Below are 26406 nucleotides of genomic sequence, written 5' to 3' on the forward strand. Positions count from 1 at the left end.
AGTTGCTCTAATTCTGTGTTCTCTGTGCCTCTGTGGTGACATATGCTTTAAACAATAATTCGGCGCGTTGCCAATCTTCCGGTGTGTCAATATCCTGGACCAGGTGGCGGGGTAATACAATGGGTAGGCTGTGCGGTGCAAACATACGCTGTCCTTCCAACCAAGCCGAGGTTCTACCCCAGTAAAATTGCCCTGCATCATGGTAGGCTTCCTCTAGATCCTGCGAGCGCTGGCCAATCAACTTTGAATTTATCGCTTCAACACCGCCGTCTGCTAAAACCCGAATGGCCCGTTGGATGGGAAAAGCAAAACTGGTTACGGAAAAAGCAAAACATTTATCCAGATTTTGCTGAAGTTGGTGCAATCCCTGTTGCAGATAAATTGCCTGCAGCAGCGGCGCGGTAGAATAGATACAGCACACATATTCGGGCTGAATACCCTGATTCCGTAAATAGTCAATAGCATGGCGCACCACAGGGGTGGTGCCGGTGAAATCGTCTGACAGTTCAGGTGGTCGGATAAAGGGCACCTCGGCACCGTATTGCCGGGCTATGTCAGTTATCTTGGGGCAATCAGTAGAAACCACTATCTTTGAAAATAAACCACTGGCCTTGGCTGCCTCGATGGAATAAGCAATCAATGGTTTACCACAGAAGGCTTTAATATTCTTTTTCGGGATACGCTTGCTGCCGCCGCGGGCAGGTATAATGGCTATCGTTTGCATTGACTACTCTTAGTTTAAGACTATTTATAACCACTTCTGCGCCTCTGTGGTTAATTGCATTCTTATCCCAAAATACTGACCAGGGTATCAATTACATACCGTTGGTTATCGGCGCTCAGCCCTGGATACAAAGGCAGCGTCAGCGCATTCTGATAGTAAGCCTCAGCACAAGGGAAATCCCCAGGCCCAAACCCAAGTTGGCGGTAGTAAGGCTGCAAATGAATGGGAATATAGTGAACATTCACACCAATTCCAGCCTGTTGCAGCCGGGCAAATATCTCAGCCCTATCATGTTGCCGAAGTTCGACTGTAAACAAATGCCAGGCACTGTCTGAGCTTTCCATCGGTAATACCAAGGGTAATCCGGCCAGTTTGTCGCAATAAATTTGCACCAACTCACGACGTTTTGCGATAAAGCTGTCTAGTCTGCGAAGCTGTGAAATGCCCAGTGCAGCATGCAAGTCACTGAGTCTGTAATTATAACCCAACGCAATCTGCTGATAATACCAGGGGCCTTCACTCTCACTGTCCATCAAATCAGCAGCGCGGGTAATGCCATGGCTGGCAAACAGGCGCAATTTTTCTGCCAAGCTGGCACTATTTGTCAGCACTGTGCCACCTTCGGCGGTGGTAATGGATTTCACCGGATGAAAACTCAATACGCAGGCATCCGAAAACTGGCAACTCCCAATGGCCTTATTCAGGTAGCGGCCGCCCAGGCCATGGCTGGCATCTTCGATTAACACTATACCTAACGGTGCTGTCAGGGCAGAAATGGCGCGCATATCACAACTCATACCGGCAAAATGCACAACCACAATGGCCTTTGGCAAACGATTGGCTTGTTTGGCTTTTGCCAGCTTTTGTGTCAACGCCTCAACAGATAAGTTGCGTGTAATGGGATCAATATCCACAAAATCGATTTGTGCACCGCAATACCGGGCACAATTGGCTGACGCAACAAAGGAGTTGGGTGAGGTCCAGACCAGATCTCCCTCTGCCACACCCAGCGCCAGGCAGGCTATATGTAAGGCTGAAGTGCCGCTGTTTACCGCGACTGCATGTGCCGCACCGCAATAATCCTTTAATGCAGCTTCAAAGGCAGGTACCTGCTGCCCTTGGGTCAAGAACTGATTTTCCAGTACATCGATAACGGCATCCAGATCTTCCTGGTCAACCTGGTGTTTACCGTAAGGGATCATAGTGCTGACTCGTTCAGCTCGCGGAGTTCTTCAACCGTTAGAAAATGCGGATTGGTACCCGAGTGATATTCAAACCTGTCTGCCACTTCCCGGCCTGTTTCCCCTAACTTGTTCTTGCGATAATTGATGTTCTTCTCAAAAAAGGTAATAGGCGGACGAATCACAAAGTGATCATCAAATTCCAGGCTATGGTGGGCTACTTCTTCAGGTACCATCACCTCATGAATTTTTTCCCCTGGGCGGATACCCACCACTTCATAGTCACGCTTGCCACTGATGGCCTCAACCAGATCCAGAATTCTGACGGAGGGAATTTTAGGCACAAATATCTCGCCGCCCTGCATTCGTTGAAAGTTCTTAATAACAAACTCAACACCGTCATCCAGAGTTATCCAAAAACGAGTCATCTCTTCGTGAGTAACAGGTAACTTAGTCTTACCTTGCGCCAAGCACTCTTTAAAAAACGGCACTACCGAGCCCCGCGATCCAACAACATTGCCATAACGCACAACGGCAAAGCGGGTACCTTTGGCGCCGGATATATTATTAGCCGCTACGAACAATTTATCCGATGCCAGCTTAGTGGCGCCATACAAATTCACCGGGTTTGCCGCCTTATCAGTAGACAGCGCAATGACTTTACCAACATCAGACTCGATGGCGGCTTCAATCACATTTTGTGCGCCCATAATGTTGGTTTTAATACATTCCATGGGGTTATATTCAGCAGCAGGTACCTGCTTTAATGCAGCCGCATGCACAACAAAATCTACATCTCGCATTGCTGTTTTAAGGCGATGCTTATCGCGTACATCCCCCAAAAAATAACGCATACAGGGATGGTCGAATTTTTGTTGCATTTCAAACTGTTTGAGCTCATCACGTGAATAAATAATGAGTTTTTTCGGTTTATAGTCAGCCAGAACTTTTGCCACAAATCGCTGACCAAAAGAACCGGTACCCCCAGTGATAATTATTGATTTATCTGAGAGCATGAGCATTCTCCAATGTATATACTAAGTATGGAACTCACTGGGTTCCTACGCGTTTAGTCGCTGTTATATTTAGGTTTTCTAACAATAACTTTGATCGCACTATATGCAGCAGCATCGCTCAAAATCTAGTCCATTAAAGTAGCTAACGCCGACCTTTATATTTTTTAATTGCCGCTTTCCCTCTCAGCAGTTTCTTTAGATCTTGCTCAGTCTCATTAAGCAGCGGCTTAATTGCACTGAGAATAGTTTGGTTGCAGTCAAGCTCGGCCTTAGCAAAAGTTTGTTTCGCTTCGACAGGGAGGCCATCAAGATAAGCAAGAACGACCTGATCTCGTTGAGTAATAAGTTCGGCAAGTTTTTCAAATTCCAGGACTTCTTGCAAAAGAAGCCCGTTAAGGGCTTCATTGTAGTCATGCAGCGAAGGAAAAGTTAGCGCATGGTCTAAGTCTAGTTTCTTCACACGGCCGCTTGCTGTTTTTGCCGCCTTGCTTCATAAGCCTCTTGTTTGGCTTGTTCGGGAATCTCAGCCCAGGCGGTCTTTATGGGTAACATCAGACTAATCACTTCGTCCATAATCTTCAAGCTATTCTGTACGTTAGCATCGATTAAGCGTTGCAGCATAAAGTCATATAATGCATAGAGGTTATCAGACACTTCACTTTGCAATGACATATCCAACGTATCACGCAGATTCATCACAATGGCAGAGGCCCGGGATAAATGCTCAGCTTTTGCTTCAAACTCTTTTCGCTCAATACAGCCTTTAGCAAACGCCATTCTGTCTAACGCGCCTTGCATTAACATCAGTGTAAGTTTATGCGGGTCGGCACTGGCAATATCCTGTTTAATATTACCTTTCTTATAGGCGTTGATACCTTTAAGTGACATTTATACAGCTCCTTTAAAATCCGGTTGAGGCCAAAGATGCCATCAAAGCACTGCCGGTACGATTTAACTGACTGACGGTCTGGTCCAATGCCAGATATTTTTTGCGCAGGATATCTTCATAGTTCAGCATCTGTAATTCCAGGCGCTCCCGGTCATCGGCCAGTAAGTCTTTTTCATTTTTGTAGGAGTCTTCACGGCTTCTTAGCAGGCCGCCAAAGGTGGTGTACTCATAGACAAAGTCGTAGGCTTTTGTGGCAATACCAAACTCATCGTCGGTAAACAGCTTGGCAATTTCGTCAAAGTTATCTTCAAAGGCTTCTTTGAGTTTATCTTCACCACTACCAAAGCCATATTCGTCAAAATCGGAAATTTGCAGCTTGCCGTCTTCATCAAAAGAAACCCCGAGCTGGAATAAACTGCCGAGCTTAGAATTAGGCACCGCACTGGAAACAATGCTGGCCAAACCGCTCTGGATACCTCTGGCCATAAAATCACCGGCCAAGGCCCCATCTTCTTCCAACTCGGACTGACCATAGCGGGTCAATGTGGTGATCTCAGAAATCAGGGTGTTGTAGTCATCTACAAAGTCGCGGATTTTTTTCTCAACGCCGTCTTTGTCGTATCCTATCTCAAGCGTTGACGCCACGAACTTATCAAGCGCATCTTTGCTGGACAGTTCTTTTGCCTCAAAAGCAACGTTCTCAATTACGTTTTCAAAACGATTAGTGGCACTTTCCACCAAAATACCGTCAATGGTAGCTTTAGCATTAGTGGCATTTTTTGCATAGCCCAGGTAAGTCTGGGTTTCGGTCGAATCAGTGGTAGACACCCTCTCTAAATCAGCAATATCGTTCTTATTAATGATTTTAAGGTCATTACCGGTGCCGGTAACATCAGAGCTAAATACCAGTTTAGCGCCCCCACCTGCAGTACCCGTGCTGATCACACTGGCGGTGACACCAAAATTACTCGCAGAGCTATTCACCTTATTGCGTAGTTGCTGAACCGTCATACCGGCCGTGACGTCAACGTCAAAACTTTTACTGCCGACTTGAAAAGTCAGGGTACCGGCAGAGGCACTGACCACATCAGAACTACTGTTAAATCCTCCATCTGCAGCATTGGCCGTTTCAACCCGGCTGCCACTGGCAAGCTCTGTTATAGTAATCTGGTAAGAGCCGGTTGCCGCACTATTAGATGCCTCAGCGGTAAAGGGGCCAGTAGCATCCTCGCCACTGACACCAGGATGAGTCGTTACTGCGGAGCGTTTAGACAGGGCCGTATCCCGGCGTAGTGCATCAACAGATTCCTTAAAGGCATCCATTTTGGATTTCAGCGAGCCGATACCTGAGATAACAGCATCCAGTGATTCTTCCCGCTTATCCAGACGATCGAACTTGGGCTTGCGCTCAGCTTCCAACAACTGCTTTACCAAGTCATCCAGGGCCAAGCCTGAACCAACTCCTAAAGACTGAATAGCCATGCTCTACCTCATAAAGTTATACTGACTTATTAAACAGTACTCCTACTGCTGCGCCAACTTCAGACTGAAGTTCCTTTATGCGCTCAGCCAGCTTTAACACTTCTTCCGATGGGATTTGTCTTATCACATCACCGGATTGTGCATCTGTTACTTTGATAACAGAACGGTTGCTGCCCTCGTCGAAGGCAAAATTCAGGTTGCGATTCTGTGCCTGCACAAAGTCACGCACATCCTGCACAGCCGTTTCGATACTCTCTTTATCGGCGGCCGTTTCCTCGACTTTAACTTCTTCAGGCAATTTACCTGCCAATTCTGATCTAGGTGCTTCCTTCTCAGAAACAACAGATACGTTGCTACGCTCAGCCACAGCATCAAGCGCTGCGCCTGAAAACCCTGGGGGCAACTGTGAAAAATTAACGTCCATTTTTCACCTCCACTCTTAAAGAGTAAAGAAAGTGGCCGATATACTTCAAAGTATAACGGCCATTTCAGGTTAACCCAACAAAGACAAGGCTGACTGAGGGCGCTGGTTGGCCTGGCTCAGTACAGACAATGACGCCTGCTGCACGATCTGGTTACGTGTCAGCTCCGCCGTCTCAGTGGCAAAGTCGGTATCGCGGATCCGCGAACGGGCACCGGAGATATTCTCGACGATATTACTAAGGTTACGGATAGTGGACTGAAAACGGTTTTGCAATGCACCCAAGTCGGCACGGGCCGCACCAATAGTGGAGATGGCATTATCGATAGTGGTTAATGCCGTGGAAGCACCTGTCGCAGTTGCTACAGTCAAGCTTCCCAGGCTAAGACCAGAAGCCCCATAACCACCAGAACGTGAAAGGTTAACAGAAATAGTCTGGCCACCGTTGGCACCGACTAAAAAGGCAGCTGAGTAATTACCCGTCAACAGGTCAACACCAGCAAACTGAGTGTTGCTACCTATCCGACTGATCTCCTGCTTAAGCGCAGACACTTCTTTCTGCAACGCCGTACGGTCAGAAGACGAGTTAATACCATTTTGTGATTGCACAGCCAGTTGGCGGATACGTTGCAGTGAAGATGTAATCTCCTGCAATGCGCCTTCAGCGGTTTGCGTCAAAGAAATGGCATCGTTAGCGTTACGCACAGCCTGGTTCAAGCCCTGAATTTGCGACGTCATACGGTCAGAAATTTGCAGACCAGCAGCATCATCAGCAGCACGGTTAATACGAAAACCTGATGACAGTCTTTCAAACGACGTTGACAAAGCATTGCCTGAGTTGAACAACTGGCGCTGAGCATTGATGGACGATACGTTAGTATTTACAAACAAAGTCATGGAAGTTACCTCCTGAAAGCCAACAAAGGTACCCTCATACCTCTGCTGACTTGCCTCAAATCAACCCATTGCTGAGTTGCCTCACACTTGAAGATTGACACCAAGCCAAAATTCAAAACTTAAAATACCCCTCAACTTTAGGTATCGGCATATCATTGAGAGTCTTTAGGAAAAATTTGATATTTTTTTAAAATAAACTTAAGCAACTGTTTTGTATTGATTTTTCCATACTACAGAAGCGGTAGTTAAGGAGTCCCAACCGTTTGCCACTTTGACGATTTGACAGACTTGAGATAAAACGTGCAGCAATGAATCTATGCGTATTTGCCTAGCACTGGGTCTAAACTCTGCAACTAAGAATCAGATAGTAGATCTTGGAAAAAATTATTGGCACGCACTGTGCTTATAAAAAGTGTATATGGTTGGTGATGGTAAATTTGACAGCGGCAGATTAAAAAAGCCGGGTCAGATGACCCGGCCAACTTGCTCAAGTTAGGAGAACGAGCAAATAAGGTTTCGGTCCGACTGCGGGTTAGAGAATGCAAACTGGCCTCTCAACCACTACTACACTCTCAGTCCGTCAGTCGGCGTTTTTTTCCTTATCCCAGCCTCAATCCTGAGACTGGGAACCAGCATTGCTTTGATGCTGCTGGTGTCCAGATTGGTGAGACAAGGTATTCCCCTTTCTCACCAGGGTCGGCCTCTCATTTCCTACCCTCTCGAATGACAATGTGTTCACCTTGAATTGGTAGACCTTGGCACGTTTCGTTTCTGACCAAATCCCCCAACAAGGAAAACCTCTGTGCTCTCTGCGTCTCTGTGGTGAATTTCCTTTTTCTACACTGGGCAATAATACACATCACCACAACAAATCCAGACTGTTAAAATTAACCACCCAGCAGTGACAAAGCCGACTGAGGCCGCTGATTCGCCTGCCCCAACACCGTCACACTAGCCTGCTGAATAATCTGCCAGCGGGTCAATTCTGCCGTTTCAACGGCAAAATCTGTATCCTTGATGCGCGATCTTGCCGCTGACACGTTTTCCGAAATATTACTCAGGTTGCGTATGGTGGACTGAAAGCGGTTTTGAATCGCACCTAGGTCCGCTCTGGCCCCACCAATGATAGAGATTGCTGTGTCTATCATCGCCATGGATCTTGATGCACCTTCGGCGGTAGCCACCGACAAGTTCACGCCGTTAAACAATCCCGACGCCCCAAATCCGCCCTGACGGGAAATATTCACACTGATTGACTGGCCAGCGTTAGCGCCCACCAGGAATACCGCAGAATACGTACCATCCAGGATATTCACCCCACCAAACTGGGACGTTGACGCTATCCGACTGATTTCCTGCTTTAGAGCAGACACCTCTTTTTGCAGCGCCAGTCGGTCAGCCGAACTGTTGATACCGTTTTGCGATTGCACCGCCAGTACGCGGATACGCTGCAAAGCGCCGGTAATTTCCTGCATCGCCCCTTCCGCAGTCTGCGCCAGGGAAATACCGTCATTGGCATTTCGCACCGCCATATTCAGGCCCTGGATCTGGGCGGTCATACGGTCAGAGATTTGCAGACCGGCTGCGTCGTCTTTTGCACCATTGATACGAAAGCCGGAAGACAATCGCTCAAAGGCAGTACTCAAATTGGAATTTGAGGTAAAAAGTTGTCTGGTCGCATTCAGTGACGAGACATTAGTACTAACGTATAGGCTCATGATTTCTCTCCTAACAAGTTAGCGTCTTATTGCTTTTGTTGTATTGACGCCTTTTTTGGCAATTAATAGTTGGCACGCTATGTGCTTTTCTCTATCCGTCAGTCAGTTTTCTGACTGGCTTTGCCGGTACTTGAGCCTGCAAATGCAAGAAAGTGAGCGAATGCTCTGGCCGACACGACAGGTTTGATGGCCAAACCTCAAACCTCTCACTACCTCCTGGCGTCACGCCTGTCAGTCGGCCTTTTTAAATAAAAGAGCCGTCCCTTGCTAAAAGTGCATCCTGCTATCGATCAAGTTTCGGTAAAGATTCTCTGTCTTCAGGTCGGATGCGGCTTGCCCCCACAAACTTTGCATACCGACCTTTCTTTTCCCTTATTTCTCATTTAGTTAAATACTTAAACCAACATTTATGAGAGCCAGGGCTGGTGAATAGAGATCAAGCCCACATATTCACCATTCTGTCTTCAGGATGACGCCGCTTGCCCCCGCAATGACGTTACCTTGTTCATCTTTATTATCCTTGTAACAGTGACAATGCAGATTGAGGCCGTTGATTAGCCTGGCCAAGCACAGTCACACTGGCTTGCTGGATAATCTGCCAGCGGGTCAATTCTGCCGTTTCGACGGCAAAGTCTGTATCCTTGATGCGCGATCTTGCCGCTGACACGTTCTCAGAGATGTTGCTCAGGTTACGTATTGTGGACTGGAAGCGGTTTTGAATCGCACCCAGGTCGGCCCTGGCCCCACCGATAATAGATATTGCAGTATCCACCAGGCTCATAGCGGCAGATGCCTGCGCAGCCGTGGCTACTGACACATCAATACCGTTAAACAAGCCGGAAGCCCCAAAGCCACCAGGGCGGGAAATATTCACACTGATAGACTGACCCGCATTGGCTCCCACCAGGAATACCGCAGAGTAATTTCCATCAAGAATATTCACACCACCAAATTGTGATGTTGTGGCTATACGACTGATCTCCAGCTTAAGTGCCGAAACTTCTTTTTGCAGGGCCAGACGGTCAGCCGAGCTGTTAATACCGTTTTGTGATTGCACTGCTAGCACGCGAATACGCTGCAGTGCATTGGTGATTTCCTGCATCGCCCCTTCTGCGGTTTGTGCCAGAGAAATACCGTCGTTGGCGTTACGCACGGCCATATTCAGGCCCTGAATTTGTGCCGTCATACGGTCAGAAATCTGCAGGCCGGCTGCATCATCTTTGGCGCCGTTAATACGGAAACCAGATGACAAACGCTCAAAGGCAGTGCTGAGATTAGCATTGGATGTAAACAATTGTCTGGTCGCATTAAGCGACGACACATTGGTGCTGACGAATAAGCTCATGATTTTCTCCTAACTTGATCGATACTAAGCGCCAGACTTATTGTTTTTATTAGTAATCTTGGCGTTGGCGAAACCTTTATTATGTTTTTTGACGGTTTCGTCCTGACTCCTGGCTGTTATTGTTATTTTCACCAAGTGTCTTGCCCTATGTATCGTTCAGATCAGGAAAAAGCTTTAGCACTTTTTTTAGCAACGCAAAAAGCCAAGCTAAATCAAGGATTTGCTCGGTACTCATTGGCCTGTTTTGAGGGAAAAATGGTCGGAGGAATTCCTCCGACCAATCGCTCTTACGTTAGGAGAGAATGAGCGATCCTCTCACCTGCATGACACCTCTCACTCTACCTCCTGGCGTCATGTAGGTTTAACTTATCCCAGTAACTGCAGGGCGGCCTGCGGTCTTTGGTTAGCCTGACTCAGCACTGTGGTACTGGCTTGCTGAATGATCTGGTTGCGAGTCAGTTCAGCCGTTTCAGTAGCAAAGTCGGTATCACGGATCCTTGAACGGGCACCGGATACGTTTTCGATGATATTGCTCAGGTTACGGATAGTTGACTGGAAGCGGTTTTGCAACGCACCCAAATCCGCTCTGGTAGCACCGATAGTGGAAATAGCCGCATCTATAGATGTTAAGGCAGCTGACGCATTGGCTGCTGTGGCAACAGATAGGCTAGTCAGACCTAAGCCTGAAGTGCCAAAGCCACCGCTTCTTGACAGGTTAACAGAGATGGTTTGACCACCGTTGGCACCCACCAGGAAGGCTGCAGAATAAGTACCTGTCAGCAAATCAACCCCGGCAAACTGTGAAGTAGTGCCGATACGGCTCATTTCAGCTTTCAGGGCAGACACTTCTTTTTGCAGCGCGGTGCGGTCAGCAGACGTATTGATACCGTTTTGTGACTGTACAGCCAACTGACGGATGCGCTGCAAGGAACCGGTAATTTCCTGCAATGCGCCTTCAGCGGTCTGGGTTAGTGAAATGGCATCGTTGGCGTTACGCACAGCTTGCTGCAGGCCCATGACTTGTGAAGTCATACGGTCGGTGATCTGCAAACCAGCGGCATCATCGGCGGCTCGGTTAATACGGAAACCAGAAGACAGACGCTCGAATGAGACATTCAATGCTGTTCCGGAGTTGAACAATTGACGTTGCGCATTGATAGACGAAACGTTGGTGTTAACGTACAAGGACATAGACCTCTCCTACACTCTCAGTCCAGCAGTCAGCTGGCATCCGGCTCTCGCCGAAGGTTAAAAACACTTTAAGAACAATAACTTTGGTTGAAAAGTTAGTGTTACTGGCTCTCTCGCTTAAGGTTATCGACGCCCTTGAAAACTCCTTTAGAAAATTTTTGCCGCCCGGCAAGCAAAGCGGAAAAACTTTGCCGCCTTTGCATTGATAAAAGACTTGCGTTTCAATAGGTTCCCAGACAATTTCGGCATGTATAGAAAATGCACATAATCCATCAGACCAACTTATGGTCCCACGCCCCCCACAATGCCTTCAGCGATCTTTGTGAATTCAACAACATGCTGGTGTGCTGCTTTCGCGAAGCAACAAACCATATCAGTGGCGATGGCAAAATCCGGGTGCTTTATCTGGACTGGCAGGGCAAGGTGCTCAGGCACCAGCTACTGCGCATCGCTGGAGCCGATCTGCGCGATCCCAAGCTGTCCCTGACCCCAGACAATAAACTGATGCTACTGGCCTATGCCAGGTACTGCGGCGCTGACAACAAAACCCGCTACGGACAACCCAGCACCTGGTTGTCTCAGGACGGCTATAGCTGGACTGCCGCAAAAGGTTTTGCAGACAGGAACTGGTGGCTGTGGCGTATCAGTTGGCATAACGATAAGGCTTATGGGGTGGCATACAATCGCAGTGCACAAAGTACCAGGTTCTACAGCGGCAACCCACGTGGCAGCTTTGACTGTATCGAGCCGGAGCTGTTCGGCTTACGTAAACACGGCAAGGGTTACCCCAATGAATCAGATTTGCAGTTCGCTGCGGATGGAACTGCCTATATACTGCTCAGGCGGGACGCGGATACCTGCACAGCACAGCTAGGTATCGCCAAGCCCCCCTATCGTCGCTGGCAATGGCAGGATCTGGGCTTTTATCTGGGCGGACCGGCTATGCTGTTGCTGGAAGGCAACCAAGCGTTGCTGGCAGGCAGGATCTGGCGGGCATCCGGGCCTAAAACAGCGCTTATAGGTCTGGACTTGGTTAGCTGGAAAAAGAAACTGCTGTGTATATTGCCCTCCGGCGGCGATACCAGTTACCCCGGATTGGTCAGAAAGGGCGATAGACTCTACATAAGCTATTATGCCAGCCATCAAGGCCAGCAGAGCCGCATCTACCTGTCGGAGCTGGAACTTAAGCTCACTTAGGAGTCGCTAACGTACGTAATCGAACAGCGATAAGCTGGTGACCCTGGAAAAGGTGGCTTGCGCCGCCTGTAAGGCGGTTTCCTGGCGGCTAAGGTCAGATACCGCCTGGGCATAATCCACATCCTGCACCACAGAGCGGGCTTCCTTGGACGCGATTTCCAGATCCAGATTGGATTCAAACACCGCACCAGCCACATTTAGGCGCCCGCCAATACCTGAAGTCGCCGCGCCAAGGGCTTTCAGGCCATTGTCCATACCGATAATGGCATCATCCAGGGCGGTCAAAAAATCCTGCTGAGGGATATCCGGGTTGTCCAGGGCAACAAAAAAATCATCCAGGGTCTGCGCCAGGTTCTTTTTCTCCGGTGGATTCAGCGAAAAATCCACTGTGTCCCCAGGAGCACCATCGATGGTGAACTGCATACCGTTAAAGGTAAAAGGCTCACCAGAGGTAAAGTTAAAGGTACCTAAATTAGCCCCGGTACCGGTATTGGTTACTGTGACCTGATTACCCGCGCCATTGATTTGTATCTGAAAACTATTATTGGCCGGGGTAACGGCATCATAGTTTTGCTGGTGAAAACGGTCCAGATCGTTTTGTTCACTTATTTTTAATGATGCATCCGTTGCGGTAGAGCCTATGATGTTGGATTTAAAACGGGCAAACACATCTTCAAACACCGACTTGCCGGAGTCATTGCCCATAATTTTCACCGACGGTGACAACTGATAACTGGTAGTGCCTTCATCACCCTGAAAATAATACTTATTGCCAGTGGCACTGGGGTCATACACAAAGGCTGGGGATTTGGACTGATAGCCAGCAAAAATATATTCACCCGCGGCATTTTTGGAGTTCATCAGGTCGAATACCTGATCGCGGATTTGAGCAATCTCTACGCCAATAGCGGCCCGGCTTTCCGGCGTCATGGCACCACTGCCCGCCTGAATAGCTTTGGTTCTGGCGTTAGTCACGGCGTCATTAATATTGCGCATTACCGCTTCTTGTTCTTTTAAGGCTGCGGTAAGTAATTCATTATTGCGCTGAAACTGCTTAATCTGGTCCAGTTCCTCGGTCAGGCGAATCACTTTGGATGCCCCCACAGGATCATCAGATGGGCGTAATAGCTTTTTACCCGAGGCCAGGCGCTGTTGAATATCGGACAGGTCACCCTGGCCATTCAGAATATTGTTGATACCGCGGTCAAATAGCTGACTGGTGGAGATTCTCATCTTGTTACCTCATTACCTGGCAGCACTAAGAATGGTATCAAACAGGGTCTGCGCCGTACTCAGAATACGGGCCGATGCCGCATAGGCCTGCTGAAAACGGATTAAGTTGGCCGCTTCCTCATCCAGACTCACCCCGGATACCGACTGAAACCAGTCATTGGATTGTTGCTGCATCGCCTTGGCGGCTTTTAATTCAATGCCAGCGGTAGCGGATTTTTCCCCCACCGAGCTCACTGTGTCGGCATAGGCACCATGAAAAGTAGTGGCATTCTGGTCACTAAAGGGTTTACTGGCATCCCGGCGCACGGTGTTGACATCCTGCAGTCCAGCCAGTTCCAGGCCATTGCGGTTATCATCCACTCCATCAGTATTATAGCCAATACTAAAGGTGTCTCCGGCCTTAGGTACCCCTTCGAGACTAACGTCATAGCCAGGGTAATCGTCCAGTGGCGGTGAGCTAAAAGCAGCCGGCCAGCCTGGTGTGCCTTTAGCCTGTTCGATCAGATTTCTTAAATCGGTTGCGCCTGCCACCGTGGTGATCACCGTACCGGCACTGTCCAGCACTTCAAAGGTATCGGCGGCGGTAAAACGGATCTGGGTTGGTGCGCCCACACCACCGCCGGGTGCAGCACCTGGGCCCTGTAGCCCACCTGCGCCATCAAAAGCCGAGGTGTCGGGGTCAAAAGGCGCGGCATTGTCTACATGAGTATTAGTCACCGCAGTGGATACCACGGTAGCAGAGCCTAAGTTATTAATATTGCCTTCTGCCTTAATTGGCGAAGCAAAGGCCAGATCCTCCCCACGCAGTACATCTAAATCAATCTGTGAGGCGGCGTTACGTGTTGGCTGTAGCAGGAAACGGTCGTCCACCGCATAAGCACCGCTTGGAAATTCCACTTCCAGACCATCGCCAATGCTACTCCAGTTGCCCGCGCCGGTAGATAACGCATTTGCGCCGGCATAGGTATACACAATCGGGTTGCCGTTGGTGCCTAAGGTTGGCGAGCCGTCTGAATTTAACAGCTCAACGGTCACGTCCAGGGTCGCGGGCGGGCCAGCATTGACCGCATTTACCGTAACACGATAATCCGACGTGGTTAGATTCTCAGCCTGATTCTCTTCCACCCGGCCATTCATGGCCAGATTAGGCGCTGAATTATCCTGATATCCCAATGATTGAAATTCTGGCAACTCAAACAGCTTGGCACCCAACTGGCCGTCATAATCCATACCCAGTTCATTCTGCTCGTTCATGGCATCGGCAAACGCCAGCGCCAGTTGCCCCAGCTCCCGCTGTTTGGGCCCCAGTACTTCATCGCGAAATGAAAACAGCCCGCCCATTTTGCCGCCCATATCTGTTTCATCCACGCCAAGGGTGACGGGCGCATTAGATGCCACCAGGGTGAGCCTTTGCCGCTGCGCATCTGGATCACCACTGATCTGGAACAGATTAAACACCCCGGCTTCCATCACCAGAGCTTCACCGTTTTTCAGGTGCACCATAGTAGAGCCATCATCCAGATTACGGGTTTCAATGGCGACAATTTCGGATAGCTTCTGGATAGCCAGATCCCGCTCGTTTCTCAGCACGCCTGCTTCCTGCTGGGTTGAAGCGCTTTCCACATAACGGATCTGGGTATTCAGGGCAGATATGGTTTTGATCAGATCATTGGCTTCCTGGGTAACGCTGGTCAGTTCCTGATTAACGTCTTTTTCCATCTGGCGCATATATTTTGACAGACTGGACATACGTTCCATCAAAGAATTAGCTTCCCCCAGCACCAAATCACGGGAAGCCAGGTTGCCAGGCTCGTCAATGGCGGTTTGCATGGAAGCAAAGAAACGGCTGAGACTGCCGGAAATACTGTTGGCTTCACTGGCCAGCATATTGTCCAGTTGCGAAATCTTATCGTAGAACGACTGAGCTTCACTTAAGGTGGTGGTGTCGCGGCGTAACTGGTTCTGGGCAAAGGTATTTAAAATACGCTCCGTGGTACCTCGTCCTACCCCGCCGGTTAACTGCGCCACATAAGTGGTGCGTTCACGCACAAAGCCTTCGGTATTCACGTTGGCAATGTTATTACCCGTGGTGCGCAGCATATTATTGTGGGCATTAATGCCCGATGCAGCAATGCTCAGCAGATCAGAGGTACGAATAAGGGTCATGGACTTCCCCGAAACACAGATTGGGCTTGTTCGACGGGCTCCGCCTCGTCAAATCCTTGTTACCATGAACAAACTAAAGCAATAATTACGCCAGAAATGTAGATCAGGGCAAGCGTTCCATCACCTGCATAATCTTGTCACTGTAGTTTGGATCAGTGGCATAACCCGCCTTCTGAAGTTCCTGAAAATAGCGGCGGCTGTCGCCAGATTGGCCGATGGCGTGCTGATATCTGGGATTGTCGCGGATAAAATCCACATAATCCTGCATTGAATCGGCAAAGGAATCATAGGCTCTGAATGCGGCTTTTTGTGGTTTGGCCATACCCTGCTGGTATTCCAGGGTATTGACCAGCGCTTTATCTCCCTGCCAGCGTTTGTCGGCCTTGATCCCAAACAGGTTATGGCTGTTCTGACCAGAGGGCAGATGGATCATTTGCTGCCCCCAGCCGGTTTCCACCGCGGCCTGGGCCACCAATGCCCTGGGATCCAGCCCCAGTTGCGCCGCAGCCTGCTCGGCCTGTGGTAACAGGGCGGCAATGAAATCTTTGGCATCGGCAAAGGCCGGCTGTTTATTGCCGGGCTGATTAAGCGGCCCCAGCGCGCGCGCCTGAATACTGTCCAGCGCCTTGATTTGGCTGCGATTGATATCCGACAGATTGCCGTCACTGCGAAGAACACTGGCCGGCGTGTAACCTTCCACATTCTGACCTAACTGCTTGACAATCAGATCGGCCAGGCCCAGGCTGCCACCGGATGCCAAATCTGTTGCCAGTTGCTGGTCGTGCATATCCCGGTAAAACTTAACCTGCTGGGAATTAAACGGGCTGTCTTCATCGGCCAGCACATCCTGGGCGTCACGCATAGACTTTAGCATCATGCGTACAAAGATGGCCTCGAACTGCTTGGCCGCCTCTTCCAACGCGCCCTTATCACCCGCCTGAGCCGCACGGCGCAGATTGTCCAGACCTTTAAGGTCATGCACATTGCGCGACTGCTCCAGTTGATTAAGAGAAAGTGTCTGTTCCATCGTCAGATTATTATCAGTTGACCTTGCAGCGCACCGGCCTGCCGCAACGCTTCAAGAATGGCCATCAAATCACCTGGGGCGGCGCCAACTTCATTAACTGCACGCACTAACTGATCGAGGGTAACGCCGGGGTCAAACTTAAACATACGGCTGTCATCCAGATTCACATCTACCACGGACTGCGGCGTGACCACCGTTTCCCCCTCTGCCAGCGCATTGGGCTGAGACACCTGCTGATTTTCCGAGATTGTCACCGTTAAGCCACCGTGAGTCACGGCTGCCGGTAATAAGCGCACATCCTTGCCAATCACGATAGTGCCGGTGCGGCTGTTAATAATCACCTTGGCCGGAGCGTCGGCAGGTTCAAATTCAAAGTTTTCCAGGGTCGCCAGAAAGCCTACCCGTTGCCCAACATCCCTGGGGGCCGACACCCTGACTGATGCCGCATCAATGGGCGTGGCAATGGCATAGCCATTAGCTGGATCGGCACCAAGACGTTTGTTAATGGCTTCGGCCAGGCTACGGGCGGTGGAAAAATCGGGATAGTGCAGATTCAGTGTCAGATAGTCATTTTGCATCAGGCCACTGGGCACAGATCGCTCCACAATCGCCCCATTGACAATACTGCCTACCGTGGGAGTATTGGCCACAATACGCGAGCCATCGGCTCCTTCTGCACCAAAGCCGCTAACCACCAGGCTGCCCTGAGCTACCGCATAAACATTACCGTCCAGGCCTTTTAAGAACGTCTGCAGCAAGGTTCCACCGCGCAGGCTGCCCGCTTCCCCGATTGAGGACACGGTAACATCAATGGTTTGTCCGGGTTTGATAAAAGGTGGTAACTCTGCATGCACCGCCACCGCGGCCACGTTTTTGATCTTTGGCTTTAAATTACTGGGCATCATAATGCCGAAATTAGACAACATGGTGCGAAAGCTTTGCTCAGTAAACGGGCTTTGTTCGCCAGTACCCGGCAAACCCACCACCAGGCCATAACCCACCAGTTGGTTACTGCGTACCCCCTGAATAGACACCAAATCTTTAATACGCTGGGCAGCCTGTAGCGGCGCGCTAAGCAACAAACCGGCTATTAAGAAATACGCTAACTTAGCCATAATGCCTCCTAGAAGGGCCACCATTCAGACGAGAAAAAGCGGGTTAACCAGCCTTGCTGCTGGGCCTGCGAAAAGGTACCTGTACCACTGTATTGGATTCTTGCATTAGCGATTTTGGTGGAGTTCACCTCGTTTTCCGGGCTGATATCCGCGGCTCGCACAATACCGGTTAAGCGCAGATATTCATCACCGTTATTCAGGGTCAGCCATTTTTCGCCCCTGACCACCAGGTTTTGATTAGGTAGCACCTGGATCACGGTAACCGAGATATTGCCTGCCAGGTTGTTACTCTGATTGGCGGTCGCTGAGCCTTGAAAGTCATTGGCTGACGTTACACCAAGCTGCACTGACTCGCCGCCAATCGCGACTGCGTTGCCACCCAATCCGGTAATGGGATCCAATGCCATTTCACTGGTTCTGTTGGTATTGGTTCCGGCAGACTTTCTGGCCGTGGTATTTTCCCTGAGCACCACAGTGATAATGTCGCCAATACGACGGGCCTTAACGTCCGAGTACAGGCTGCTGGAAAAGTTATCCTGAAAAATAGAACCGTCGTCATTAACCTTCTGCTCGGGAATATCGGGCATCACCGGCGCAAAGAACGGATCATTGGGCATTGGCTGTCTGGTTTGAGTACTGCTGCAGGCCGCCAACAACAGCATCAAAGTAAAGGACATCAGGATTTTCATAACCTTAACCCTTATTAAAGCTGCTGAATAACCTGACCCAGCATCTGGTCAACCGACGAAATCACTTTAGAGTTCATTTCGTATAAACGCTGGCTTTCAATCAGATTTACCAACTCCTCGGTCACATTCACATTAGAGGTTTCCAATGCACCCTGAATGATAGTGCCAAATCCAGCCAGACCCGGCACCCCCTGCAGCGGAGCACCACTGACGGCGGTCTCAACATACAGGTTCTGCCCGATAGGTTGTAAGCCGGTTGGATTAATAAAATCTGAGATAGTGATTTGCCCTAATACCACAGGGTCGGCCTGGCCACGAATGGTGGCAGACACCTGACCATCCTGAGAAATGGTAATTTGCTGGGCATCTTCTGGTACGGCAATCACCGGTTGCAACTGAAAGCCCGCACCAGGTGTCACAATTTCACCATTCTCATTTAAGGTAAACTGGCCATTGCGGGTATAAGCAATGGTGCCGTCAGGTTGCAGAATTTCAAAAAAGCCGCGGCCTTGCACCATCATATCCAATGCGTTATCGGTAGTTTGCAGGTTGCCCTGGGTAAAGGCTTTTTGCGTTGAAACCACTTTGGAGCCCGCGCCCAGCATCAAGCCGGATGGCAACTCAGTATCGGCAGAAGAACGGCCGCCCGGTTGATTGATATTCTGGTAAAGCAAATCCTCAAAGATTGCCCTGCCCTTTTTAAACCCAATGGTACTGGCGTTGGCCAGGTTATTGGACACCACCGACACATCGGTTTGGGCCGCATCCAGGCCGGTTTTACTGATCCATAATGCTGGGTGCATAGGTCACCTCCGCCTTAGTTAACCATTACAAAATCTGCAGCAAGCGGTTTGCCCGGGTATCGTTTTCCCCCGCTTCCTTCATTAATTTCACTTGCAGCTCATAATGCCGCTGCAAGCTAATCATGCTGACCATTTCTTCCACCGGATTGACATTGCTGCCCTCCAGTGTGCCACTGGCCAAGCGCACGTTTAGGTCTTCGTCAGCCTGCTGGCCGCTCTTTAATCTGAACAGTCCATCGCTGCCCCTTTCCATTTCCGCCACATTGGGATTGACCAGTTTCAGCCGGCCGATTTCCTCCAGCACTTCAATAGGGGCGCCCTGCGGACGGATAGACAAAGTGCCGTCATTGGCAATATCAATTTTCGATAAGGGCAACGGCAGCGCGATAGGGCCACCATCACCGATCACCAGATTACCGTGACCGTCCTGTAGCAAGCCATCCGGGCCGACCTGCAAATTACCGGCACGGGTATAGGCTTCGTTACCCTGTTTATCCTGCACGCTGAGCCAACCTGCACCTTGAATGGCCACATCCAAGTCACGATCGGTGCGGATCATGGCGCCGCCTTCGTAGTTATTGGTGGGGCTTTCGGTCATGGCAAATACACGCGTCGGCAACCCTTCGCCAAACGCAGGCATGGCTCTGGCCTGCTCCAACTGGGCTTTAAAGCCGTTGGTTTGCGCATTAGCCAGATTATTGGCCCGCACTGAGGTTGCCAGCAGGTCCTGCCTGGCACCACTGGCGGCAATATAGAGCAATTTGTCCATGACGGTTTATTGACTCAGGTGAACACTTAGTTTGAATGGAGCAAGTTTGATGCCAGGATGTGTGGGGCGTGAGGTGTTAGGTGTTAGGTGTTAGGTGTTAGGTGTTAGGTGTTAGGTGTTAGGTGTTAGGTGTTAGGTGTTAGGTGTTAGGAAAAATGCTGAGCCAGCACTTCGATATGTCGATTTTTTTCTTTTGGTTAATATGGTTTATTGCATTCCATTATTGTTGGGCTCAAGCCCAACCCACAGTGGGTCGGAATTTATTCCGACAAAAAGCAGAGCCTGAAGCTTTAACGTAAAGCTCAACTGAGCGATTCGGACTGCAATCCAATCGCCAGCCATAGGCTTTTTCCGAATCCCGATGCGTGGATGCGTGAAAGCGCGATTCAGCTGAATCCACTGTCACTCAGAGCCGCTATAAGTCAATAACTAAGATGGCTTTGTCAGCACTAAACACTTTCGTGTTTTTTGTGTCTTTCGTGGTAAAAAATAAGGAGTAAAGTGGCAAGCCACCTTACTCCTTTCGCTTCTCTCCTAGCGACAATCAATTAAACTTTTAACAACTCAAAGAAGTTATCAATAGAAATGATCGGATCTGATAAATCTAAACCCAGGGGATCTCATAATCAAGTATGAACTATGGTTCCTATTATCTACAGTACACTTTGAAAACAATCTAAGCATTGCATTATTTCCAAGTTCAAGAAATAAGTCTTCTGCATTTTCTTGAGTAGGTGCATAAACAGCAATCTGACTCACTACAGGCTTAAGTCTCCCATCTGGAACAAAAGGCTGAAATCCGTAATCATAATCTTGAATCTTTGTTAGATTCATAGGGTACTCTTTATAAACCTCTCCGCCAAGGCTCATATCAACCAATCCAGCAGAACACTGCGAAACATAACCTGTGGCTTCAAACTCTTGCTGTGTGTAGTATTTCTCGTCATACCAGAAATACTTAAAGTCTAATCCAATTCTACTTGCATCAGTATTTCCTGATGGAACTCCAGAACGATTATAACTTTCTATTAAAGGGAAACATATAATTTCTGATTCCACGGGATTACGCGCATCAAACCTATTCTCTTGTATGTACCATGCAATCGATTTATCACCTACAATTTGTCTTAATCTTTTTCTATAATCTGAAGACTGATCACTCATAGTATCTTGCGTTGGCTGGTATCCAGCTCTTCCAATAGGCCAACCGGTAGATCGTACATCATAGTTTAGAATTTTACATTGCGACATAACTCTACTGTATAAATCAAAATCAACGTTAGAGTCAATAGCAGAAAACGCTTTTTCCTGCTTCAAAATGCTGAGAGTCAAGATTAAAAGAAGCACATATTTATTTAACATATCACATCCCTATTTTGGACCAAACACTTCAGATACAGCTCCTAAGAACTTAACTCCAATTGATTCGGGTGAATCAAATGCGCATCGAGTATTCATTTGCATCCCAAATGGTGTAAATCCATCTGAAACAAATGTGACAGCTGAAACGACATTCCCATTATTTAAATACTTGTGCTGCCACTCAGGTGCTTTAATTATATATTGGCCTAATCCAACTTTGAAACCACTGCCTGGAGTAGGATAAGTCCATGCAGACCAGCATTGGGCAATGCTTTCACTTAGAGGTGAAGATGCGTGAAAGTACATTGTCTGCTTATTCCATTGAACCGGTCTAGGACGCCCTCTTTTCTTATCATTTTCTGCTGACTCAATTCCGACACATCCAATGTGATAATTGTTAGCTTCTATAGGACTTGACCACGCTACTACTGGGTGGACCCTTGAATCAACAAATTCATCTCTTAGATAGGCTCCTCCAACATCCTCATAAATAGTATCATAGTAACATCCCGATCTAGACACACCGCTATGAAAAGTATTCCTTTGCTTGAGCTTTCTCCAATTTAAAGATACAGGTGAAAAGGCATCTGGAATACTTCCAAGATAGTACTCATTAATTATGGAGAGGTTATCGATAAACATTGGCTGATTCGAAAAACCTAAACTATCTATTCTCACTCTACTAAATGAATTATCAGCTACCACAGCGAGATAATTTAATGACGTAGTGATAGACTGCTTGGCAGAAAAAACTACTTTTCTGTTCAGATCCTCATCAAAAGTTAGTGTAATCTCAGGAGTTCCTGAGTCTTTATCGAGATAGTAAAAACCAATACCTTGAATAGGCCGGCTAAACTCTATATATACAGGACCATTCAAACCACCCCAAGTCTTAGAACCTACTATTTTAAACTGAACATTTTCATGTGTCTGGCCAGTTGATAGCGAACCTGTTACGCCTTGCCCCAATTCAATAAGTAATTCGGACGATTCAGTTTCAAAAGAATACGGTGACACTGATACTTTAGATAGCGATAGGAACTTTTGTTCTGCTTGCGAAGTTTTGAGTGGTGTGCTGTTATTCTGATAGTTATCATCTTTTGCAAAAATAAGATAATTTGCAGAAACCTCATAACTGAAAGAATAAAACCAAGAAAACAGTAAAAAATAAAATAATCTCATAAGTTTTTTCCTTAAAAATTTAAAATCCCATACAGATAGAATCTAAATCACCTCCAGCTTTTTTTTTGAGAAAGACAGGCTAGTTGTACAATATTTATTTATCATACAACTAGAGACTACTGTTATCTAATATTCAATACCGTTTGATTTAACTGGTTATTCACTTCCAGTGCGCGGGAGTTGGCCTGGAAGTTACGCTGGGCAACAATCATATCAATCAGCTCAGTGGTCAGATTGACGTTGGCCGACTCCAGCGCCTGGGAGTTAATATCCCCATAGGTGCCGGTGGTCGCTTCACCCGCCAGGGCTTCGCCGGACAGAATACTTTCCTTCCACTGGGTATTGCTTTGCTGGGTCAGACCCTGCTCATTGGCAAAGCGAATTAAGCCAATTCTGGCAATAGGGTCAAAAGTACCGTTTGAGTACTTGGCCAGTACCAGCCCGTCTTTATTGATTTCAATGCCGGTTAAGCGACCAACAGGCAGACCATCCTGGGCTAAGGTAGTGGCCACAAAAGGATCGGCATATTGGGTTGGCTCTTCTGGGGTTTGTGGTGGACCACCGGAAAAATTGAAATCAATCTTTAACGTTTGAGCCTGATCAGAACCATTGGTCAGAATAGTGCCTAGCGCCTCTGTCTCAAGTTTAAAGTCTGATGTTGCCACATTATCTGCTGCTCTGACGCCTAAAAACTCGCCGCCACTATTAAATTCGAGTCGAGCACCAGCGACCGTGTTACCCGTCGCTGTACCAGCAGTATTGACTGCAGGTGCAGCAGCAACTGCAGGATCAATATTCACAAGCTGGTCATCAACTGCAGTGACCATAATCCACTGATTGGGGTTGCCTGGCGCGACAATAGTCCCATCTTTAATAAAGTAAAAGGTCTGCACATGACTGTCACCCAAAGAGTCATACACGGTAATAGAGGTCTTGGCGTGGTAACTTAATTGATCATCGGGGTCAAACTGAGCAGGATCCAACCCCACCGCGCTGGCTGGCAGATTCATTTTCATATCCACCTCGGTGGTGGCCTGCGGGGCACCAGAGGAGTCGGGCACACGAATCGGCACCATAGTACTGGTAGCTACAGAAGCAGACGTCCCATCAGCGTTAACCGGAAAACCCAGCAAATGCTGACCACCAGAATTCACCACATAATTATCGGAGTTGAGCTTAAACATCCCAGAGCGCGTATAAGAAAAATCCCGCGAGGAAAGATCCGGGGCCAGGGCAAAAAAGCCGTTGCCACTAATGGCCAGATCCAGGGCGCTTTCGGTAAATTGCAACGCTCCCTGGCTAAATTGCTGGGCCACTTCCTGGGTTAATACCCCATCGCCGACTTTAGTTCTGGAACCGGCCAGCAAAGACGTAGCATACACATCACCAAATTCAGCACGGGACTGTTTAAAGCCGACGGTATTGACGTTGGCAATATTATTGGCGGTGGTATCCAGGTCGCGCTGGGCGGCGTTTACACCACTTAATGCAATATTGAAGGACATCTTGGTTCTCTCCTATCAGCTGCCAATCTGCAGAACATCAGAAAGCTTAACGCTCTCTTCGCCGGCCAGATTGAGAATGACACCCTGGCTGCTTGACGCCAGGCTGACGCTATTGACATGACGGTTAATGGCGGTGGGCAGATCAATGCGCTTTTCTCCCACCTTGGCCGTCGCGGTAATGGTGTAGTTGCCGGGCGGCAAGGGGTTGCCGCTGTTATCCGTACCATCCCAGTTAAATTCGATATTGCCTGGCTCTTTGGAGCCCAGGGTCATAGTCCGCACCGTTTGCCCGCTGTTATCTTCGATGGTGATCTTCATATCATGGGCGGCTTTTTCATTGATAATCACCCCGGATACCTCGGCATTTTCGCTATCTGCCAGGCTGGCTTTATCACCAATTACCAATACCTGCTGACCAATCAGCCCGGACGCGGCCAGGGCCTGACTGGAGTTCATATTAGCGGCAAAGCCTTCAAAACTGGTTTGCAGCTTGGTCAGGCTGTCGGCCATAGTGAAGCTGGTCATCTGCGCGATCATCTGATCATTGTCCACCGGCTTGGTGGGGTCCTGCTGGGCTAACTGTTCGGTTAGCAAGGCGAAGAAATCTTCCTGCTTAAGCTGACCGTTGGTGTTTTCCGGCACCTTGCTTTCCTGCGGCCAGTAGAGGTCGCGGATATCCTGGTTATTGCTTACTGAATCTGCCATAAGTTAATCCTCAGAGGCTTACTGACCCTGACCAAGCTGCAATACACGGCGGAAGATCCGCTTGGTGGTATCAGCAACTTGCACATTGGTTTCATAGGCCTTGGACGCTGACATCATGTCGGCCATTTCTTCGACAATATTGACATTGGGTTTGTAGATATAGCCGTCTTTGTCGGCCATCGGATGGCCAGGGCTGTATTCCACCTGCAGCGGCCGGTCGCTTTCCACCACACCCAGCACTTTTACGCCACTGCCGGCTGTTTGATCGTCAATGGCGCGCTGCATTTCTGCGGCAAATACCGGCTTACGGGCGCGATAGGTTTGATCAATACTGCTGCTGACGCTGTTGGCGTTGGCAATATTACTGGCAGTGGTATTCAACCTGACCGACTCAGCACTCATGCCGGTGCTGGCGATATTCATAATGTTAAACAGGCTCATCAGGCTTGCCCTCCACTTAAGGCCTTCTTAAAGCCTTTGAATTTGCCATTGAGAAATTCGATACCGGCCTGATAACGCATACCGGTATCTAAAAAGGCATTTCGCTCCGCTTGCACATCCACGGTATTGCCATCGCCGGTATCCGGCTGGGTAGGCACCCGGTACATCAGCTCACCGGGATTACGTACCTCAACAGCAAAGTGTTTTTCGTGGGTACGGGATAAACTGGAGGTGCGCTCGGTCTGAGCCGCCTGCATGGCGGTTTTAAAGTCAATATCGCGGGCTTTGTAGCCAGGGGTATTGGCATTGGCCAGGTTGCCTGACATCACTTCCATCTTCTCGGTACGTACCTGAAGCGCGCGATGATGCAAGCCGACTAATTTATCTAAGCTGATTGCCACCTTGTTCTCCTTACCACGGAGTTTGTCTTGGCAAAAACTTAGCAATAGATATGCCAGTTTAATGACGTCATCAAACCGGCACTTTGGAGAAGTTAAGGTAAGTTATTGTTTTTTGGCGTAATACAAACCAGGATTACAGCGTACCATGCTAAAGGCTTCTGACAAACCAGACATGGATTCCGAGGCACCGAGGAACAAAATTCCATCCTTTTGCAGGCCGGCGGCAATTTGTTGCAGTATTTGCGATTTAATCTGGGCGGAAAAATAAATCAGCACATTTCGACAAAAGACCAGATCAAATTTCCCCAAAGAGGCATATGACTCCAGTAAATTAATCGGTCTGAACGACACCATACTGGTGACCTGGGATTTTAGCCGCATGGTGCCATTGGCGGTAGGTTCAAAAAATTGCCGCTTACGCTCCTCGGACAATCCCCGGGACAGCGACAGATTGTCGTACTCTGCCTGCTTACAGCGGTTAAGCATATCTGAAGAGATGTCTGTACCAATAATCTGCACGCCCCCTGGAAAAGCACCAGGATTACGCTGTAAAAATTCCAGTATGCACATCGAGATGGAATAAGGCTCCTGACCAGATGAACAGGCAGCAGACCAGATGCGCAATGGGCCAGTTTTTCCTTTAAACTTAAGCAACAGCTCATTCTTCAATAATTCAAAGGGGTAGGTATCCCGAAACCACAAGGTTTCATTGGTGGTCATGGCATCAATAACTGCTTCTCGCAAGGTGCGATCCCGGCCATTCACCACATTGTTGATCAATTGGGGTAAGTCAGGTAAATCAAAACGGCGTAGCAAAGGGGATAGTCTGCTGCGCACTAAATACTGTTTATTGTCACCCAGCACTATACCGCACTGACGCTCCAGATAATCCCGGAACAAGGCATAATCCTGGTTTCCTATTTCTTTATCAGGCACAAATTATTCTC

General features: G+C 48.6%; 26 protein-coding genes. 1 reads left to right on the forward strand and 25 read right to left on the reverse strand.

Features of this window, described 5'->3' with window-relative positions:
- Positions 1–7: 7 nt before the first annotated feature.
- From pseF to CSR04_RS07995, 11 genes are all read right to left on the reverse strand, one after another.
- Positions 8–724: a pseudaminic acid cytidylyltransferase gene (pseF, locus tag CSR04_RS07945; RefSeq protein ID WP_102795736.1), complete on the reverse strand. Its 717-nt coding sequence runs from the start codon at positions 722–724 to the stop codon at positions 8–10.
- Positions 725–786: 62 nt separating this feature from the next.
- Complete coding sequence (pseC, locus tag CSR04_RS07950) at positions 787–1926, reverse strand: UDP-4-amino-4,6-dideoxy-N-acetyl-beta-L-altrosamine transaminase (RefSeq protein WP_102795737.1); 1140 nt, start codon at positions 1924–1926, stop codon at positions 787–789.
- The gene (gene pseB, locus CSR04_RS07955) at positions 1923–2921 is read right to left on the reverse strand and encodes a UDP-N-acetylglucosamine 4,6-dehydratase (inverting) (RefSeq protein ID WP_102795738.1); all 999 of its coding nucleotides are present in this window, start codon (positions 2919–2921) and stop codon (positions 1923–1925) included. Before pseB ends, pseC begins: the two co-directional genes overlap by 4 nt.
- Before the next feature lie 142 nt (positions 2922–3063).
- The gene (locus tag CSR04_RS07960) at positions 3064–3381 is read right to left on the reverse strand and encodes a hypothetical protein (RefSeq protein ID WP_102795739.1); all 318 of its coding nucleotides are present in this window, start codon (positions 3379–3381) and stop codon (positions 3064–3066) included.
- Positions 3378–3809: a flagellar export chaperone FliS gene (gene fliS / locus CSR04_RS07965; protein ID WP_102795740.1), complete on the reverse strand. Its 432-nt coding sequence runs from the start codon at positions 3807–3809 to the stop codon at positions 3378–3380. Before fliS ends, CSR04_RS07960 begins: the two co-directional genes overlap by 4 nt.
- Before the next feature lie 13 nt (positions 3810–3822).
- Positions 3823–5292 carry a flagellar filament capping protein FliD gene (gene fliD / locus CSR04_RS07970; RefSeq protein WP_102795741.1) on the reverse strand — a complete coding sequence of 490 codons (1470 nt, stop codon included), beginning with the start codon at positions 5290–5292 and terminating at the stop codon, positions 3823–3825.
- 16 nt (positions 5293–5308) lie between these two features.
- Positions 5309–5716: a flagellar protein FlaG gene (locus CSR04_RS07975; RefSeq protein WP_102795742.1), complete on the reverse strand. Its 408-nt coding sequence runs from the start codon at positions 5714–5716 to the stop codon at positions 5309–5311.
- Positions 5717–5785: 69 nt separating this feature from the next.
- Positions 5786–6610, reverse strand: a complete 825-nt coding sequence (locus CSR04_RS07980; protein WP_102795743.1) for a flagellin N-terminal helical domain-containing protein — start codon at positions 6608–6610, stop codon at positions 5786–5788.
- 887 nt (positions 6611–7497) lie between these two features.
- Entirely contained in the window at positions 7498–8328 is an 831-nt protein-coding gene (locus CSR04_RS07985; protein ID WP_102795744.1) for a flagellin N-terminal helical domain-containing protein, read from the reverse strand.
- Positions 8329–8842: 514 nt separating this feature from the next.
- Entirely contained in the window at positions 8843–9673 is an 831-nt protein-coding gene (locus tag CSR04_RS07990) for a flagellin N-terminal helical domain-containing protein (protein WP_102795745.1), read from the reverse strand.
- 366 nt (positions 9674–10039) lie between these two features.
- Positions 10040–10864, reverse strand: a complete 825-nt coding sequence (locus CSR04_RS07995; RefSeq protein WP_102795746.1) for a flagellin N-terminal helical domain-containing protein — start codon at positions 10862–10864, stop codon at positions 10040–10042.
- Between the two features lie 258 nt (positions 10865–11122).
- Between CSR04_RS07995 and CSR04_RS08000 the strand changes: the two genes are divergently transcribed.
- The gene (locus tag CSR04_RS08000) at positions 11123–12061 is read left to right on the forward strand and encodes a hypothetical protein (RefSeq protein WP_102795747.1); all 939 of its coding nucleotides are present in this window, start codon (positions 11123–11125) and stop codon (positions 12059–12061) included.
- 6 nt (positions 12062–12067) lie between these two features.
- Here CSR04_RS08000 and flgL read toward each other — a convergent pair whose 3' ends face one another.
- The 14 genes from flgL to CSR04_RS08070 form a co-directional block, all read right to left on the reverse strand.
- Complete coding sequence (gene flgL / locus CSR04_RS08005) at positions 12068–13294, reverse strand: flagellar hook-associated protein FlgL (RefSeq protein ID WP_102795748.1); 1227 nt, start codon at positions 13292–13294, stop codon at positions 12068–12070.
- Between the two features lie 12 nt (positions 13295–13306).
- Positions 13307–15460, reverse strand: coding sequence for a flagellar hook-associated protein FlgK (flgK, locus tag CSR04_RS08010; RefSeq protein WP_102795749.1), 2154 nt, complete (start codon positions 15458–15460; stop codon positions 13307–13309).
- Between the two features lie 103 nt (positions 15461–15563).
- A complete protein-coding gene (flgJ, locus tag CSR04_RS08015; RefSeq protein WP_102795750.1) occupies positions 15564–16487 on the reverse strand; it encodes a flagellar assembly peptidoglycan hydrolase FlgJ in 924 nt (307 codons plus the stop codon).
- Positions 16488–16489: 2 nt separating this feature from the next.
- Positions 16490–17602 carry a flagellar basal body P-ring protein FlgI gene (locus CSR04_RS08020; RefSeq protein WP_102795751.1) on the reverse strand — a complete coding sequence of 371 codons (1113 nt, stop codon included), beginning with the start codon at positions 17600–17602 and terminating at the stop codon, positions 16490–16492.
- A gap of 8 nt (positions 17603–17610) precedes the next feature.
- Positions 17611–18291, reverse strand: a complete 681-nt coding sequence (gene flgH / locus CSR04_RS08025) for a flagellar basal body L-ring protein FlgH (protein WP_102795752.1) — start codon at positions 18289–18291, stop codon at positions 17611–17613.
- Between the two features lie 14 nt (positions 18292–18305).
- Positions 18306–19094 carry a flagellar basal-body rod protein FlgG gene (gene flgG, locus CSR04_RS08030; protein ID WP_102795753.1) on the reverse strand — a complete coding sequence of 263 codons (789 nt, stop codon included), beginning with the start codon at positions 19092–19094 and terminating at the stop codon, positions 18306–18308.
- A gap of 25 nt (positions 19095–19119) precedes the next feature.
- Positions 19120–19863, reverse strand: a complete 744-nt coding sequence (locus tag CSR04_RS08035) for a flagellar basal body rod protein FlgF (RefSeq protein WP_102795754.1) — start codon at positions 19861–19863, stop codon at positions 19120–19122.
- Between the two features lie 576 nt (positions 19864–20439).
- Positions 20440–21225, reverse strand: coding sequence for a hypothetical protein (locus tag CSR04_RS08040; RefSeq protein ID WP_102795755.1), 786 nt, complete (start codon positions 21223–21225; stop codon positions 20440–20442).
- A 9-nt stretch (positions 21226–21234) separates the two neighbouring features.
- Positions 21235–22407, reverse strand: coding sequence for a hypothetical protein (locus CSR04_RS08045; protein WP_102795756.1), 1173 nt, complete (start codon positions 22405–22407; stop codon positions 21235–21237).
- Positions 22408–22529: 122 nt separating this feature from the next.
- Positions 22530–23912: a flagellar hook protein FlgE gene (flgE, locus tag CSR04_RS08050; RefSeq protein ID WP_102795757.1), complete on the reverse strand. Its 1383-nt coding sequence runs from the start codon at positions 23910–23912 to the stop codon at positions 22530–22532.
- 15 nt (positions 23913–23927) lie between these two features.
- On the reverse strand, positions 23928–24617 hold the full coding sequence (locus CSR04_RS08055) for a flagellar hook assembly protein FlgD (RefSeq protein WP_102795758.1): 690 nt from the start codon (positions 24615–24617) through the stop codon (positions 23928–23930).
- Positions 24618–24635: 18 nt separating this feature from the next.
- On the reverse strand, positions 24636–25058 hold the full coding sequence (flgC, locus tag CSR04_RS08060) for a flagellar basal body rod protein FlgC (RefSeq protein WP_102795759.1): 423 nt from the start codon (positions 25056–25058) through the stop codon (positions 24636–24638).
- Positions 25058–25459, reverse strand: coding sequence for a flagellar basal body rod protein FlgB (gene flgB / locus CSR04_RS08065; protein WP_102795760.1), 402 nt, complete (start codon positions 25457–25459; stop codon positions 25058–25060). The genes flgC and flgB overlap by 1 nt, the downstream gene beginning before the upstream one ends.
- Before the next feature lie 102 nt (positions 25460–25561).
- Complete coding sequence (locus tag CSR04_RS08070; protein WP_102795761.1) at positions 25562–26395, reverse strand: CheR family methyltransferase; 834 nt, start codon at positions 26393–26395, stop codon at positions 25562–25564.
- Positions 26396–26406 lie beyond the last annotated feature (11 nt).

The organism is Bowmanella denitrificans (assembly GCF_002887595.1).
GTDB classification, from domain to species: Bacteria; Pseudomonadota; Gammaproteobacteria; order Enterobacterales; family Alteromonadaceae; genus Bowmanella; species Bowmanella denitrificans.

Bases quoted from the DNA above. Each gene is read 5' to 3' on its own strand.
- pseC (WP_102795737.1), bottom strand. From the start codon at position 1,926: ATGATCCCTTACGGTAAACACCAGGTTGACCAGGAAGATCTGGATGCC.
- CSR04_RS07985 (WP_102795744.1), bottom strand. From the start codon at position 8,328: ATGAGCCTATACGTTAGTACTAATGTCTCGTCACTGAATGCGACCAGA.
- CSR04_RS08055 (WP_102795758.1), bottom strand. From the start codon at position 24,617: ATGGCAGATTCAGTAAGCAATAACCAGGATATCCGCGACCTCTACTGG.
- flgJ (WP_102795750.1), bottom strand. From the start codon at position 16,487: ATGGAACAGACACTTTCTCTTAATCAACTGGAGCAGTCGCGCAATGTG.
- CSR04_RS08045 (WP_102795756.1), bottom strand. From the start codon at position 22,407: ATGAGATTATTTTATTTTTTACTGTTTTCTTGGTTTTATTCTTTCAGT.
- pseF (WP_102795736.1), bottom strand. From the start codon at position 724: ATGCAAACGATAGCCATTATACCTGCCCGCGGCGGCAGCAAGCGTATC.
- fliD (WP_102795741.1), bottom strand. From the start codon at position 5,292: ATGGCTATTCAGTCTTTAGGAGTTGGTTCAGGCTTGGCCCTGGATGAC.
- CSR04_RS07995 (WP_102795746.1), bottom strand. From the start codon at position 10,864: ATGTCCTTGTACGTTAACACCAACGTTTCGTCTATCAATGCGCAACGT.
- CSR04_RS07975 (WP_102795742.1), bottom strand. From the start codon at position 5,716: ATGGACGTTAATTTTTCACAGTTGCCCCCAGGGTTTTCAGGCGCAGCG.
- CSR04_RS07990 (WP_102795745.1), bottom strand. From the start codon at position 9,673: ATGAGCTTATTCGTCAGCACCAATGTGTCGTCGCTTAATGCGACCAGA.
- CSR04_RS07980 (WP_102795743.1), bottom strand. From the start codon at position 6,610: ATGACTTTGTTTGTAAATACTAACGTATCGTCCATCAATGCTCAGCGC.
- flgH (WP_102795752.1), bottom strand. From the start codon at position 18,291: ATGAAAATCCTGATGTCCTTTACTTTGATGCTGTTGTTGGCGGCCTGC.
- fliS (WP_102795740.1), bottom strand. From the start codon at position 3,809: ATGTCACTTAAAGGTATCAACGCCTATAAGAAAGGTAATATTAAACAG.
- pseB (WP_102795738.1), bottom strand. From the start codon at position 2,921: ATGCTCTCAGATAAATCAATAATTATCACTGGGGGTACCGGTTCTTTT.
- flgK (WP_102795749.1), bottom strand. From the start codon at position 15,460: ATGACCCTTATTCGTACCTCTGATCTGCTGAGCATTGCTGCATCGGGC.
- flgL (WP_102795748.1), bottom strand. From the start codon at position 13,294: ATGAGAATCTCCACCAGTCAGCTATTTGACCGCGGTATCAACAATATT.
- flgG (WP_102795753.1), bottom strand. From the start codon at position 19,094: ATGCACCCAGCATTATGGATCAGTAAAACCGGCCTGGATGCGGCCCAA.
- CSR04_RS08000 (WP_102795747.1), top strand. From the start codon at position 11,123: ATGCACATAATCCATCAGACCAACTTATGGTCCCACGCCCCCCACAAT.
- CSR04_RS08035 (WP_102795754.1), bottom strand. From the start codon at position 19,863: ATGGACAAATTGCTCTATATTGCCGCCAGTGGTGCCAGGCAGGACCTG.
- flgC (WP_102795759.1), bottom strand. From the start codon at position 25,058: ATGAGCCTGTTTAACATTATGAATATCGCCAGCACCGGCATGAGTGCT.
- CSR04_RS08040 (WP_102795755.1), bottom strand. From the start codon at position 21,225: ATGTTAAATAAATATGTGCTTCTTTTAATCTTGACTCTCAGCATTTTG.
- CSR04_RS08020 (WP_102795751.1), bottom strand. From the start codon at position 17,602: ATGGCTAAGTTAGCGTATTTCTTAATAGCCGGTTTGTTGCTTAGCGCG.
- flgE (WP_102795757.1), bottom strand. From the start codon at position 23,912: ATGTCCTTCAATATTGCATTAAGTGGTGTAAACGCCGCCCAGCGCGAC.